Annotated in this window: 5 protein-coding genes; 2 read left to right on the top strand and 3 right to left on the bottom strand. The window is 46.3% G+C overall.

The genetic code is table 11. The features are described 5' to 3' along the window. Positions 1–247: 247 nt before the first annotated feature. On the top strand, positions 248–4,978 hold the full coding sequence (locus GX839_04240; protein ID NLB04668.1) for a hypothetical protein: 4,731 nt from the start codon (positions 248–250) through the stop codon (positions 4,976–4,978). A gap of 15 nt (positions 4,979–4,993) precedes the next feature. Further along, positions 4,994–10,837, top strand: coding sequence for a DEAD/DEAH box helicase (locus GX839_04235; GenBank protein ID NLB04667.1), 5,844 nt, complete (start codon positions 4,994–4,996; stop codon positions 10,835–10,837). 187 nt (positions 10,838–11,024) lie between these two features. On the opposite strand, the gene GX839_04230 is transcribed toward GX839_04235, so the two are convergent. From GX839_04230 to GX839_04220, 3 genes are all read right to left on the bottom strand, one after another. Beyond that, on the bottom strand, positions 11,025–14,123 hold the full coding sequence (locus GX839_04230; GenBank protein ID NLB04666.1) for a type I restriction endonuclease subunit R: 3,099 nt from the start codon (positions 14,121–14,123) through the stop codon (positions 11,025–11,027). A gap of 1 nt (position 14,124) precedes the next feature. After that, the gene (locus GX839_04225) at positions 14,125–15,309 is read right to left on the bottom strand and encodes a restriction endonuclease subunit S (protein NLB04665.1); all 1,185 of its coding nucleotides are present in this window, start codon (positions 15,307–15,309) and stop codon (positions 14,125–14,127) included. Continuing rightward, positions 15,302–16,314 (bottom strand): type I restriction-modification system subunit M (locus tag GX839_04220; protein NLB04664.1); only part of this gene is annotated, 1,013 nt, incomplete at its 5' end. The genes GX839_04220 and GX839_04225, both read right to left, overlap by 8 nt.

Genomic DNA, 16,314 nt, shown 5'->3' with positions numbered 1-16,314 from the left:
AATTAACATTTGGCGGGTAATTTTCATTATCATGAGCCCGGCCCAGCGATTTTGGGATTCTCCTAGATGCACACAATTGGCAGGGGTGAGGAAAATGTTCAAGTGATAGTATAAACAGAGGCAGGGTTTGGCGCTCATCGATCAACAACTACCTCGCAAGCTTGGTGCTTGACTTAACCAAGGGGATTGAGGTTTCAGTAATTCCATGTCATCGATCGATGAAATAACCAATGTGTAGGGTGGACGTATGAGACTCTTGACCTATCTAAGAAAACTTCTGTCTGTATTAATCACATTTTCTAGAAAGATGACTCCGAAAGATCCTCCCTCGGATCCCATTAAGAAGTCGCCCAACTTACGAACTCGAACGCATCTTTCCACATTCAGGGAACAATCAAAGCAAATATCGATACCAAATTTTGGAAGAGCAGCCCAGCGTTTGCATGTAGAAGAAGATTTTCTACAAGAGAGGCTGAGGCAAAATTCGGAGGAACAGCTGAGCACCATAGAACTATTCTCTGGAGGAGAGACAAAGAAGCAACATAGGGATCTGCCTACTACCATCCTTTTTTCTAAGGCAGATGGCACCATAAGAGAGGAAGTTGTGTGTGAAGACGTACGCCACGACGCAGTCAACCAGGAAGCCGTTGAATCTACGCTTGAGACTGATCAAACAGAAGAGCGGGCACACGATCCAGCGGATGGCGACCTCGCCACTCTTACGGAAAAACCGTTTCCCGAAAAGGCGTCTGAGCCGCTGGACAAAGATAATTCAGAAGCCGACAACTCTGATCCAATAGTGGAAGATGATTCTCAGCTTCATGACCTAAGAGTTGCGGGCATGGAATCTGCGTATGAGCACAGTGATATGGAGGATACCTTATCGACTAGCACAACCTTTAGTGAGGTCATTAAAACTGCCCATAACTCTTTAATTGAAAGAAGGTACAACCTCGAGCAAATCAGCATTCTACGGGATCCCGGAGACTTGGGAAGACAAAACACTTTCCTCGAAGGTACTCTGTTTGACGATCCAGGGACGGTTGTAGAAGCTGCCACCACAACTGATTTATCAGTTTCCTGGAAAACCCGAGAGCCGAGCGCTGATACTCTACCTTCTGAATCGACCGTCACATTCGATCACGATCTTACGGGAGATATTTCAGATGTTGGAGATCCTGCTCTCGGAGCTTTGAGAGCTCGCGAACCTTGCCCTTTTGAACGGCTGGTTCTCCGGCCAGAAATGATTAATTTGGGCGATCAGGAAATAGAGACGTTTTTGGTGAAGCTAGAAACAGACGATTTTGGAGAATTCTTGCTCCTACAAATTCCCAAACTGGAAGCACTATTTCTAAAGTCTCTTGAGCGCTTTGATTACATAGGAGAGTTGCCAATTTCGAGGCAATTTTTCGAAAGATTTGTCACTTATCTGAAAGAAAAAACTGAATCCAAGGGAAAACCTGATCCAAGGCACTCCCTTCCAGCTCTATTCGTGATCAGTATGGTTTTCTTTGCCAGATATTCAGAGACGGATTCCAGAGCCTTCTGGGGGCCCTATGCCAAACAAGTGTGGGATCGAGATGATCAGCAATACTTTGAGATTGTGAGTCGAAAACTCTTTCGATTCGCACGCAACTACCTGATGGAGATAGTGGGATTATCCTTCGATATCGACAGCCAAGGCGATGTTGTGCGCCCCGTTTACCAGCACGCAATTATTCCGCGTTATCTTCACGAGCCCTTCGTCGATTGGTTGGTTGACCATTTCAAATCCCTGATGCACTATCCGCCAGAGCAGCTGCAAAAGATCCTGGAAACAGAAAAATCTTTAAATTACTTTTATCCAAGGCTCAAAGATTTTATCCGAAAACCCGAAACGCGAGAGGCTGCTGCCAGGCTGATCGCTCGGATGACGAGCGCGATTTCCTTGTTCAATGAAGTAGAATCAAGCGAGCTGGTTGCAAAAGTTCTCAACTCGACACTCGAGCGATCCCTTTGGCGTGTGATCTACCGCAAGCTAACAATGGACCCCTCGAAAGTATCGGTGCTCCGCAAGATATCACCTCAATTAACCTGGCGCTGGAGCGAAGAAAAAGGCCTCTATCTGCATCTAGCCAATGTTCGTTCAGCGGGAGCGGCAAAACCCGATATGCTTGTATGGGCCCATCCCGAAGAAAAAGAAATCCGGAACCGGGATCTAGTTAAGATCGTATACCCTTGGAATAATAGAATGGCTAATACTTGGGAATTGGAACCGGAAGATATTCGGGGTAGGGAGCTTTTAGACGGGCGCATCATTCTTTTATCCGACAACTACAACTTGGACAAATCACGTCGAGAACAGGAGGAAGATATTATCCTGGAGCGACCGGTTCCAGCCTTGCCCGATGAAATTATGTATTTTCGGATGAATCATGACCGAAATGTCGCTGTGTTACGTGACGTAATCGATGCAGACGGTTCTTGGATTGTCTTTTCAAAAGGAGAAGCCCGCTTCGAAGACTTGTCAGGACAGCCTTGCGAGGTGGCCTTGAAAGCTTTACCCGAAGCCCTTCACAGTGCGGGTTTTACGCATGGGGCACTTTTCAGGCTTGAACTTCCTGCCATCCTGGTGTCGCATGGCCAGCAAAGGTTTGACAAAACAGCTGAATTGGTTTCTGTTAACCCGCTTCTCAAGGGCGATCATAAGTTGAAGAATATGTCAAAAGGCCTGCCTCCGATCTTCTCTTCACCCACAATTTTGTTGGAGATGAATTGCAACCCTGATAGCCGATCCTTTAGGAAATACATCCTTCGGGCGCGAAGAAATGGAAAAGCTCTTGATTCATGGTACCTCACGGACCTAAAACAACGTGGCTGGCTGAAAAGAACGGATCTTGGTTGTATTCTTGATTTGACCCCAATAATTGCTGACCCCGGCGCGTATTTATTTGATTTGATGCTCGATCTCAAATCAATCCTGGATGAACCTGTCCAGTTTGCCTGGTTGCCCGACACAGTCGAAATATTTGAACCTGATCCGGCTACATGCTATTCACGTCAACACCCGCTAAAAATCGCGATCCAGGGGGTGCCTTCTGAAGACATCCAGCCTTATGACAATGAAGAAACTAAAAAATTTCATTTTGAAGACCGGGTAGAAATTTTATGGCCTATGGTTCGGGGCCGGCAGTGCCGTTTTGATATCTACTGGGACAACCACCCTATCCATTTTTGCTGGGAGGTCGATCGAGTCGCAGCCTGGATCGTGGGCGGAGGCGACGAAAATCATATCTTTTCAGACCAGGAAGAGAACATTCAGATGCATGTTCGAGGGAAGCCTCGGGAAAAATACACATGGTTTGTGGAAGGGCTAAGTCCTCGGGACGAATACTTGAATGCTCAAGGGGAACTCGAAGTGAGCCTATCTGAAACTGTTCTAAGAGATATGCTACAAGAAAGCAGGCTGCTTCAACCTTCGGCTGTGATTAGGATCCGAAACGATGAGTGGAAACTATTTAGCTACATCAAAAGACCATCCATCAGGATCACGAATATCTCCTATCAAAATTCATTGCTGCAGTTTACCACAGCGCGTGACCGTGATCTTGAGGGAGAATATATCATTCAAGTGCGTAACAAAGAATTTTCTACCTCCGTAGAGACAATCTATAAGGCTCATTCCTTGGTTGATGAGATGACCCTGCCTGTTACGTTGGTGCCGGGCCTCTACCTATTGGAGATTGTAGCAAGCGGAGAAATTTTGGCGGTATCGCAAGCGTTCCGCGCGTTCGAGCAAACCGTCCATCCATCCGAAAAAGCTGATCCTATGGTTGTTGAACTGACTGCGGATCGTTCGCGAACACTTTTCCAGGCGCTCACCTCTCCCCAACCATACCTGCTCACGTGGATTGACGACAGCTACGGACTTAAAAATGTATTGGAACAGATTGAATGGATCCAAAAGAAAGTGAACAGGCTGGATGTACCAGAGCTGGAAGATCCAAAAAGAAAGCTCTTGCCCGCCTGGGCCATACTGGGGTGTCCCTTACGCTTCACAACGAAAACACACCAAAGGGTATTGCACGTGTTTCCTGAACAAGCTTTGTATGGGGGACAAATCGGCAAAGGTTACGTGGATCTCAAAATACACGAGGAAAAAATACGGGTTGCCGCGTACTGGAAACCATCAAATCGAAATGATTACGTACAACTGTGGATGAGAATTCCTCAAACCTTGGTTGATGGAAAGTATGGAGAACTGGATCCTATGGATCTTTGGCCGGCATACCAATGCAGAGGTTGCGGGGAAGTAGTTGCATCAAGAAATGGAACTTACCTGGCGCTTTCTCCGAGTGTTGTCCAAGCCCATCAGCATGGTCGTGACATTTCTGTTCGGGAGCAGTTTCTCGATACTGTTTACCCTCAAAATGAGGACCCGCTCGAAGCAACCATTTCACAATCAAAAATGGCGCGTCTTTTCCATGCCTATAGAGTCGAAGAGACCGTACAACCCGGTTATCTTCAATCCTTAATGGAGAGGATCGTTCGGCCTGAAGATGATGACATGGAACTGAGTGTGCCGGTCTATTGGCAAGATACCCTTGATTTCCAAGTGGCGGTCAGTGAGCTTTATCGCCAATTAGATGAATTAGACTGCAAGAGATTTTACACCTGTTCCCAGGGTCTTGAGCAAGCTTCCTCTTATCTGGAAGAAATGGGGGATCTGGTACCCCCCTACGCCGCAGCTTCGCGGATGCTCGAGGTTTTGAGAGAAAGGGAGCTTCCTCTAAGTATTCCACGCTATGTCTTATTGCTGGCTATGATCCTTCGAACCAAAGCCTATAAACCGATTCGTTTTACTAGGCTACTGGGACAAACAGAACTTACCGACAATGACCTGATGGTTTTGATTGATGCAGCTCTAAAAGGTTGTCCTAAGCTGTTGGAATGGGCCGTCGCATGGGCGGAACTCTTGTTCATCCATGCGGCCTCTTAGGAAAGAGAGAAATTTATGAATGCCGTCAAAATTACGCAAACATTAAAGCAGGCTCTCGTTAATTATCTGACGACCACTTTTGATGCCAACAAGGATGGAAAAGAACCTGAACTGGCAAGGAAGATCAGAGAGAGTTTCGAGGAGCCGCGTGCCCTGTTCACGGGTCCCTATCTGGAATTAATCTATCCATATATCAAGGGAGCTTGTCTGAATGACCTCATTGATGAGGGAATTTTAACGGATCAAATTAAATCCCTTTCCTGCTTCAATCTGCTCAAGCCAGAGCCGCTTCCACTTGGTGCCCCGCTTTATTCGCACCAGGAAAAGGCGATTCGAAAACTCTGCGATGAGAATACGAGTATCGTGGTGTCTTCAGGGACTGGAAGTGGAAAAACCGAATGTTTTACCATTCCAATCCTGAATGATCTACTGGAGGACGAAACACCGGGTGTCCGTGCGATCCTGATTTATCCACTCAATGCATTGGTGAACGATCAGATGGAACGTTTGCGGGTCCTGCTGAAAGGAACCGACATCACTTTTGGTAGATTCACAGGTGAACTGCTCGATCGGGCAGAGCGAAGCGAAGAAACACTACCCAACGAGATCATCAGCAGAGAAGAGATAAGAGATCAGGGACGAATCCCCCAGATACTAATTACCAACTACGCCATGCTGGAATACTTGCTTATTCGTCCAGAAGATGCCCTAATCTTTAATTCAGGCTTATGGAAGTACATCGTTTTAGATGAAGCCCATACCTACAACGGTGCCCAGGGAATTGAAGTGGCTATGCTGATCCGCAGGCTCAAACAAAGACTGGCCAAAAAACAGGGAGATGTTCTATGTGTCGCGACAAGTGCGACCTTGGCCAATGATGACCCGAACCAAGCTGTTGAGTTTGCAAGTAAGCTCTTTGGTGAGAAATTTTCCCCCGATGATGTAATTTTTGGTGAAGAAGAGATTCAGCACTTCGACAACTCCTCTGCCCCTCTTCGAAGGGTAGAGCCGTCGTCTTATCTCAACTCTCAGTTCGAAGACATGCTGGAGGAAATAAGAAAAGAATCGCCGGGTAGCGGAAACCATGCCGCTCAAACCGCTGATATTGAAAAAGTGGCTCTGTGGTTGGCTGAAATTGGCTTGATCAATGACAACGATCTTGAAATCGCGGAACGACATCAAGGGGGCCTGCCAAGTTTCCTGTATGCCTGTCTTTCAGACAACGCACAAATCAACCAACTGAGAAACTGGCTAGTCGAAAAAAAAGCTCCTGTTTTGTTTGAAGAAGCCGCAGCCTACTTGTTTCCGGAATTTGACGACCAGGATCAGGCGAAAGCGCTATTCCATCTCATTGAACTTGGTGCACTCGCCAGATCAGGTCCCAATCAACTGGCCCTTTTGCCTGCCAAATACCATATTTTTGCTCGGCCTCCTCAAGGAATGTGGGCCTGTATTAATCCGGAATGCAGCGGCAAGGATCCTGCCCTGGATGTGCCGTGGTCTCGCATCTACAGCAATCCGATTAATCGCTGTGAAAGTTGCGGGGCGTCTGTCTATCCCATTTACTTATGCAGAGAATGCGGTCAAGCATTTCTCGTAAGCCATTTTCGAAAAGCCACGAATGAGTATCTTCCGGCCCAGGATCATACAAGGGAAGGATATGTGGCGTATTATTTCATTTGGAAACCCTTCGAAGAAAGAAGGGATTTAGCTATCGACACTGACGACGAGCAATCTGACGACGTGGCTTATGCGTTTGAGCCGGAGGAAATCCAAATTTGTTTGAACTGTAGGCGTGCAATCCGATATTGTTCCTGTGATGATCCTAAACCCTCGATCCCCATATACCAAATCTATCATGTCAAAACAGAAGAACGTAAAGGTGTTATACGGGTTAGAAGGGCCCCCATCTTATCTCTCGAGGAGTGCCCCCGTTGTCGCAGCAAAGCACCACATGCCAAAGAGGAGATCGCAACATCAATTTCTATGTCAGGAACGGGACCTTTGGCAAACTTAACCTTCGAGCTTTATAGACAGTTACCGGCATCTGGGGACGAGTTAAAACGCATGCTTCCTGGAGAGGGGCGAAAACTCCTGACATTTTATGACAGCCGTCAGGGTGCAGCCCGTTTCGCTGCTTTTTTGCAGGATGTGGCTAACAGCCACAACTACCGCCACATCATCCCTGAGGCCATTAAGCAATCATTGGTGCCGGACGAATGGAGTGGGGAGATATTAACGCCGGATCTCTTTACCCTGAGCCAAGTGAGCGGAAAAATTGCCTGGGAGGAGCGAATCCTCCAAAATGACTCAGACTCGCATTACTGGCAAATGTATGAAGAGAGGTATTCGCAAGCAGTTAGCCGTGAGGCGGCTATATGGATGGCGAAGCGAATTCTAGCAGAGTTCACGGTGGGCCGCAAAAGACGTCTCTCTCTCGAATCGCTTGGACTCGCCGGCGTCTTCTATTACCAAGAGGACAACCGACCTGATTTTGCAGCCTTGGCGCGACAGATCGGGTTTTCAGACCAAGATACCGAGATTCTCGTCAATTATTTACTCGATGGACTTCGAGGAGACAAAGCCATTACCCTGCCAAACAGCATCATGGCGGATGAACCTGAATTTGGTTCGCACATTGGTCATCCTTGCTTTATTCGACAGGGCAGTCCAAGGAAATGGGAAAGGCGCTGGATCGGAGTCACTGCCAAACAAGGCCGGCGACGGTATGTCCAATGTGTATTAGAAAAAATGGGAATGGACGCTTCGGAAGAAGCGGTTATATACGTTATGAATGCTATTTGGGATTGGCTTATCACGCAGTCAAATGGTTTGCTCGAGGGATCTTCCTCAGACGGATACCGGTTAAGCCACAGGAAGCTTTTTTTTGATAATCGCCAAACCTGGTACAAGTGTCAAAAATGTCAACGCCTCTCCTATCGGGGGGATTCGCTACCTTGCCCATTCCCACATTGTGGAGGTGATCTGGAGGCCATCGATATCGAGACGGAGCAGAAAGAGAATTACTATTTCCATTTGTTCCAACAAGCTCTCATCCCGATTCGGGTTGAAGAACACACCGCTCAACTGAGCCCCAAAAAAGGGGAAGACTACCAGAAGCGTTTTAGAGAAGGCTATATCAACATGTTAAGTTGCTCAACAACCTTCGAAATGGGGATCGATCTTGGTGATCTACAGACAGTCGTGATGAGCAATGTGCCACCAACGGTCGCCAATTATCGCCAGCGATCAGGACGAGCCGGCAGGCGGACCAGTGGAACTGCCTACATCATGACCTGGTCATCAGATCGTCCCCATGACCAGGCCTATTATCATAACCCGGCTGAGATTATTAGTGGAAATGTCAGGGTTCCCATGGTCACGCTCGAGAATGAGCTGATTGCTCAAAGGCATGTCAATGCTCTTCTTTTAAGTGAATTTTTGAGATACCGCAGGGCAAAGGGAGCATCAATTGAAAGCCTTACTTTAAGTGGAGGTTTTTTTGATACCTGGCAAGCAGAGCCGCCCCATTTCCATCATCTAAAAGAGTGGGCGGAGGCAAACACTCGATCCATCCATCAGCAGCTTGAGACCTATGCCATACATTTTCCACCGACCTTAAGACCCTTCATTAAGAGCGGCTTGGATGGTTTTTTCAATATGCTCCAGAAGGTGAATGACGGTCATTATAGGCCGATCACAGATTACTATTACAAGAAGATCGAAGAGCTTGCGAAAACAAGCGCCGATATGAGCCTTGATTCAACAGAACGAGACAGAGCGGGTGAAGAAAGGACCTACTTTGAAAATCTATTGCGTCGTATTAGAGGGTCGCGAGGAAATACGTCAGGCTACCTGATCAATTATTTGAGTGAAAATGGCGTTTTGCCAAGTTATTCTTTCCCTCTCCACACAGTTGAGCTCATGTTACCAAGGAAGGTCAGTGACCGGGCAGATTTGCGTTTAACCAGGGATCTTCGCCAGGCGATAACGGAATATGCCCCTGGCTCTGAAGTGGTCGCAGATAAGCGGTTATGGGCAAGCCAACGACCTCTTTTCTGGAGGGACACTCCTCCCAAAAACGAGTATAGGATATGTGAACATTGCCAATATCTTGAGATCAGCGAAGGAGCGGGCGTTCCACTACCTCGCTCACAGATGGTTTGCTCTGTCTGTTCGGAACCTTATGGCAACAAGTCTAAGGTTCGGGTTTTTGTTGAACCGGAAGGTTTTCAAGCAGATCCAAACAGTGGAAAACCTGCGAAACAGTATGTGAAAGTGGAACCAAGACAAATGCGGTCTGCCTTGATACCAGAGCATAGCCTGAACGAGGAAGCACATAATCAATTCGTCTATCTGGCTTACAATCCGAAAGGCAGGCTCCTCTTCGTGAATGAGGGGAAATACGGAAGCGGTTTTGAATTTCCATTGAAAGGTTTTGCTTTGACCGAGGGAATCAAGGGGACTAGAGATAGATACTCCCTCGGCCATATCCAAAACACCAATACCTTGCACATCCGATTCGAGGGAAGCCGGGATATGCCCATCCCTTCACCGGATAATCATTCCTTTTGGCTGTCCCTGCTTTACGCCATCTTGCACGGAGCCAGCCATGCCCTTCAGATTGAACGACAGGATATCGATGGTGTTCTGTTTCCCAGAGGTATAGGAGGTAACTGGGAACAGACTCTTGTTCTTTACGATAATGTGCCGGGTGGCGCGGGACATGTGAAGAATATTCAGGAGCACATGGATCTTGTCTTGGAAGAAGCGCGAAATATCCTCAACTGTAATGATTGCGCGCCTGATACCAGCTGCTACCATTGTTTGCGGGATTATGGAAATCAGTATTTTCACCATGAACTCAAACGGAAGGATGCCCTGGCATTTCTGGATTTACTCATTGCCAGCCTGGAACCTCTTGATATAGGAGTACTGGGAGCTGTTCGTGTTGTGGCGTCCGACCCAACCAACTGGTTGTATGAAAAGATCCGTTACGCAGCACATGCGCTTTTTATGGCCATTCCTAAGATGACTTTGGGACATCCAAAGGGAGAAAATTACACCTGGATGGATACTCTGAACGATTTGTTGAATCGAGGTTGTGAAATCCATCTGTATTTACAAGAACTCCCAGGAGATAGGCCGGAGGACATGAGTATTGCGTCTCATCTTCAAGTTCTCATGGGCAAAGGATTGAAGCTCTATCAACGTTCAACTATACCGGACTGGCCATTCCTTATGGATCCCCATCATGAGCAAAGGAGGATCATTAAAAGTCAGAATGGGGTGATCGGACTTGATCAGACCATTGGCGTCAAAAGCCTTTTGACTTCCACCAACAAAGAAGCGGTCCATGCTGTGTTGACGCAATGGGAGCAAATGAGGGCGCGTGAGATAACCTGGGATCAGCTGAATCCACCGCAGCATGTCAAAGTCATCAATGTGGACGCGTCAGCTACCAGGCAGTTTGATTTGGAAGCAACACTCGATGATTTCTTCACTCAACCTGTTCAACGGATGACCATCCATGATCCCTACCTTTTTGACCGTGAGCGCTTGGTCAATCGTCTGAGCCCCTACATTCAAATGGCTTCTCGACACCAAACACTTGAGAAGGTGATTATCCATACAAAGCGGGCAGATGATAGGCATAGGCAGGATGCTGCCGAGCAGGAACTTAAACAGAGGTTCCCAGATTTACTGGACTTCAAGCATACGGCTGACCACGATCGCTTTTTGGGGGTAGTCAGAGTAAGTGGTGAACGTGCAAGGATCTATATAGGGCGAGGATTTGATTTCATTCGACCGGATGGGTCGACGAGAGCGACATATATTGTGATCCAGGATCCGGTGTGAATCAAGCACCCATTATGGTAGCAGTATGTTCAGCAGAATAGATAACAATCACTTTGAAGTGGCATCAAAGCTCCACCTTGCCATTTCCGCAAAAAAGTGGTTATTTGCTAGGCAGCTCGCGCCCACCTTGCGTACGGGCTGGGCCTTAACTTCCGCTGACGATTGGTTTCTATTCCGCCGCACTCAACTATCCCAATCCAAAATACCTCTCAAAGAAAGCTAGAAGCTTATCGATGATGGTTTGCTTTTTGATCGCTCGCTGGTTAGAAGCAAATCTTGAAACGGGTGGCATCAAGCGATCGATGTCCGTACCAGTCGTCCTCATGATGCCGTCACGGAAAGCGTTATCCACAAATCGCCTTGTCTCTTCTTCTTTCAGATTTTCCTCGCTAATGAGCGCTTTAATTTCTCTTTCTTTGCTTTCCTCAAGATAGGCCTTCCAGTCTTCATCAACATTTGTGTCGACGTTCACTTGTGCAATGAAATTCTCGATGAGATCCTTTTTGCTCCTGAGTTCAAGCGATGAATTGATGGCTTTGTCAATGGCCGTCAGAATGTCCTTGTCTTGGCAATTTGAGTCTTTGTATTTGGCGACCAGGATGAGGATGTAATCAATATTGACTTCAATCTGGCGGACGAGCTCCAGCTCAAAAATGATATCGTCATTGATATCTTCTTTGTCCACCGCCTGTTTGCCACGGATATCCTGGTAAAGATCAAGGTAAATGCTCTGGTAATCTTGCAGATCCCTGTCTGAAAGCAACTGATCGCTTTCAAATTCATCAAAGGACGTCAAAATGTTTCTAACTTTCAGGATCTTGCCAAACAGTTTAATGAAGTCCTTTTGCTTCGATTCGCCAAGAATAACCTGACCCAGGGGATAGCCGTTCTCCAGCTGCCCGACAAGATCCCGGTAGCCAGGCTGCCAACGCCCCTCCTGTTCGTATCCCTCATAATATTCTCGGTAGGTTCGAAGAAGGACGATCCCACCGGCATCCTTGTCACCAAAAAGAGCGATGGCCCGATCCATTTCTTCTTTTAAATCCCGAAAACAGACAATATTACCAAAAGTTTTCACTGAATTTAAAATCCGGTTGGTCCTTGAAAATGCCTGGAGCAAACCGTGCTGCCTGAGATTCTTGTCCACCCACAAGGTATTCAAGGTGGTGGCATCAAAACCCGTAAGAAACATATTGACGACAATGAGAATGTCAATCTCTCTGTTCCTGACTCGCTGAGAGAGATCTTTGTAATAATTTTGGAATTTGTCTGAACTGGTATCAAAATTGGTTGCAAACAGCTGGTTGTAATCTTGGATGGCATCTTCTAAAAAATCGCGCGAGGGTTTGTCTAAGAAATTGGTATCTAATGTTTCATCCACCGGGAGACCCTCGATCTCTTCTTCATTGGGGGCGAAAGAATAGATGGTCGCGATCTTCAGATCAATATTCCTTTCCTGAATTCTTTCTTTAAGGGCTTGGTAGTATTTCATAGCCATAGGGATGGAGGCGACTGCAAAAATAGAGTTGAAGCCTAAAACAATTCGTTTTTCTCGTCTTTCAATCCATTCACGGCTCCCCTTTAACTTCTCGTCCCATTTGGCGGTCATGGTATAGGAGCTTTGACGTTTGGTCTTCTGATCGAAATGATCCAAGATGTATGTCACCACCTCGCCAATTCGTTTAGGTGCAGCTAAGGCCCGCTCCCGATCAATGGCATAGACTTTTTCATCTACAATATGATCTGGCAATTTCATGGTGTTGATGAAATCAATCCGAAAGGGCAAGACATTGCCGTCATTGATGGCGTCAACAATGGTATAGGTGTGAAGCTCTTCGCCAAAGACCTGTTCTGTGGTAGAGAAAGCTGGATTTCCTCCTAAGGGTGCATTGGAGGAGAAAATGGGGGTGCCTGTAAAACCAAAAATGTGATAGCGCTTGAAGTGCTTGGTGATGGCGCGATGCATCTGGCCAAACTGAGAGCGATGACACTCATCGAAAATAAGGACTACATGCTGGTTGTAGATATCGTGTTTCCGATTTTTCTTGATGAAAACATCCAGCTTCTGAATGGTCGTGACGATGATCTTGTAGTCCTCATAACCCCCACGGTGGTTCCTGTTTTCCAGCTGCCTTTGCAAGACCGCCGTCGAGGTATTGCCATTGGCCGCGCCTTTTTCAAAGCGGTCGTACTCCTTCATGGTCTGGTAGTCCAGATCTTTCCGGTCAACCACGAAGATGACCTTGTCAATACCAGGAATTTCGGTCGCCAATACTGCCGTTTTGAATGATGTTAAGGTCTTGCCCGACCCTGTCGTATGCCAGATATAACCTCCTGCGTCAATGGTGCCTGTTTGCTTATGATTGCTGGACACGATGATCCGATTCAAGATTCGCTCGGTGGCAGCGATCTGGTAAGGCCTCATAACCAAGAGCATGTCTTCACTGGTGAAAACACAGTATTTAGTCAACACATTCAAGATGGTATGTTTGGCAAAAAAGGTCTTGGTGAAATCAATTAAATCAGGAATGGCTCGATTGTTGGCATCGGCCCAGTAACTGGTAAATTCAAAACTATTAGAGGCCCTTTTACTTTGTCGCCTTTTGGAGGCGACAAGCTCTTTGATATGAGATTCCCGGGTCGTGTTGGAATAATACTTGGTATGGGTTCCATTGGAGATGACAAAGAGCTGGACGTATTCAAAGAGTCCATGGGAGGCCCAAAAAGAATCTCTTTGGTAGCGGTTGATTTGGTTGAAGGCTTCCCGGATGGCGACTCCCCGTCTTTTTAACTCGACATGGATGAGAGGGAAACCATTGACCAAGATGGTCACATCATAGCGATTCTTGTAGTTGCCCTCAGCTTCATACTGGTTGATCACCTGGAGCCGGTTGTTATGGATATTCTTCTTATCGATTAAATAGACATTTTTTGAGGTCCCATCATCCCGCTTCAGGACCTGGGTATGATCTTCTTGGATCTTTCGGGTTTTTTCAACAATGCCTTCATTGGACGATGCGAGCGATGCTTGAAAGAACCTGGACCATTCGTTATCGGTGAATTCAAACTGATTGAGCTTCTCAAGTTGAATTCTCAAATTACGAATCAGATCATCTTCTGACCGAATGGGAAGATACTCATAGCCTTGCTCCACCAAGAGCCGGATGAATTCGTTTTCAAGTGCTTCTTCCGACTGGTAGCCTTGACCCCTGACCCGGTAATCCGGTTTGTATTCAGCGACCACGGTGACCTCATCGGTGGTTGCGACCAGGTTATATGAAGTCATGTCAGCTTACCTCTTCTTCTAATGGTTTGAAGGTTAAAAGTTTCTCCCGGTAGTACTCGTATTGTTTTTGTCGGGCTTCGATTTCGGCAGGCAATCCGATGGAGATATCGTTCACCAAGGTATCGAATTTGTCGAGGATGGAGACGATGCGTTCTTGTTTACCTAAAGAAGGTATGGGAATCTGAAAAGATTTGACAATTTTGGCGTTAATATTTGACTGAGAGCCACGACCCTGTGACTTCAGTTTAAAATATTGACTGGCGAGCCAGTGAAATACATATCTATAGTGTGCGAGCTCGGGATTTATTTTTAGGTTGCAACACGCCTGGTTAGTGGTTAATGGAATTTTGTTAATCGCAACCTTGGCTGCTGTCGCACCGTAGAGAGCCACGATTACATTATTTTTTTCGACCCAACTTGCTGACGAATTTGCTAAACCCTCTTCGGTAATTTTTACTCTGGTATCGTACACATCTGCAAAATCAACTTCTTGTGTTCTTAGCCACGGGATCGTGCCACCGTAATAGGAAGTAATCGCAGATGAGGGTGTACCGCCAGAGGTAATCTCTTCACATATTTCGCCTATTGTTTTCCACGTTACTTCATCTGACTTCATAACAAATAGTTTTTGTCTATAGTAGTGAAACTGTTTTTTTCGTGCTGTAAGCTCCGCTGTAAGCTCTGCTGTAAGCTCTGCTGTAAGCTCTGTGAAAGTATCCAGGATCCGGACGATTTCCTCTTGGACAGGGAGAGGTGGAAGGGGGATTAATAGTTGCGAGTATTCTTTTATCCATCTTCGTCTATGACCTGAAGGTACAAAATGGATATTTTTCATCCAGTGATATATGTATCGAAACAAAGCCGCTTCCGATCTTGGTTTTAGCATTTTTATTGCAGATGACTTCACTTTGAAAGGGAAATCTACCCAATGAAAAGCTGCTGTGAAATCATCAAATATTATGACGGGGTTTTCAGTGCTGGCTTTATATACTCCACTACTTTCATCTGTATATCCCAAAATAAATGAATCACCTGCTGTCAAGACAGGCGTTTCAAAGTGATCGTCATAATTTGTGGTATTAACGAGATATTTCCCAGGTTGTTCATACTCTAATACGTTTCCCAGCCTCTCGTGATTCACACCATCAGGACAAAGCTCTTTTATTAGCCGATCTAACCTACTCATGAGATTCACCCTCAATTTCCATCACGATCTGGTCAATGGTGTTTCTCAGTGATTCCTGCCTCTTTACAATCTCCTCAATTTCCTTATTAAGGACCTTGATATCAACTTTCTCCCTCGTGTCTTCAATCTCCACATAAGTGGAAACCGACAAGTTGTAATCTTCCTTAGCAATATCACCGTTGGGAACTAACTTGGAGACGTACTGAATCTCATCTTTTTTCTCATAGATGGACAGGATGTTTTGAATATTTTCATCAGTTAACTTGTTGTTATTGGTAATCTTGACAAATTCTTTGGAAGCATCGATAAAGAGAGTCGAATTCTCCGATTTAGCTTTCCTCAAAACCATGATGCAGGTGGCGATGGAAGTACCGTAAAAGAGGTTATCTGGAAGCTGGATGATGGTATCCACGTAATCGTTGTCGATGAGATACTTCCTGATCTTTTGCTCGGCTCCCCCACGATAGAGAACCCCTGGAAAACATACGATGGACGCTGTACCATTGGTGGCAAGCCACGCAAGAGAGTGCATGATGAAAGCAAAATCTGCTTTCGATTTAGGAGCTAAGACGCCGGCAGGGGAAAATCTTGGATCGTTGATGAGAAGGGGGTCCCCATCTCCTGCCCACTTGATCGAATAAGGAGGATTGGAAACGATGACTTCAAAGGGTTCCTCATCCCAGTGGATCGGGTCTGTCAACGTGTCGGCGTGGGCAATATCGAATTTATCGAAATCCACATCGTGGAGAAACATATTGATACGGCAGAGGTTGTAGGTCGTGAGATTGATTTCCTGACCAAAGAAACCTTGCCTCACATTATCTCTTCCCAAGATCTTGGCGGATTGTAAGAGCAAAGATCCTGACCCACATGCCGGGTCATAGACTTTATTGATTTCTGTCTTGCCTACCAGAGCTATTCGAGTCAATAGCTCTGAGACCTCTTGAGGCGTGAAGTATTCGCCACCTGATTTCCCCGCATTTGAGGCATACATGGCCATGAGGT

The sequence above is a fragment of the Fastidiosipila sp. genome (assembly GCA_012511175.1).
Classification (GTDB): Bacteria; Bacillota; Clostridia; order Saccharofermentanales; family DTU023; genus UBA4923.
This window is presented reverse-complemented; position numbering and strand designations above follow the sequence as displayed.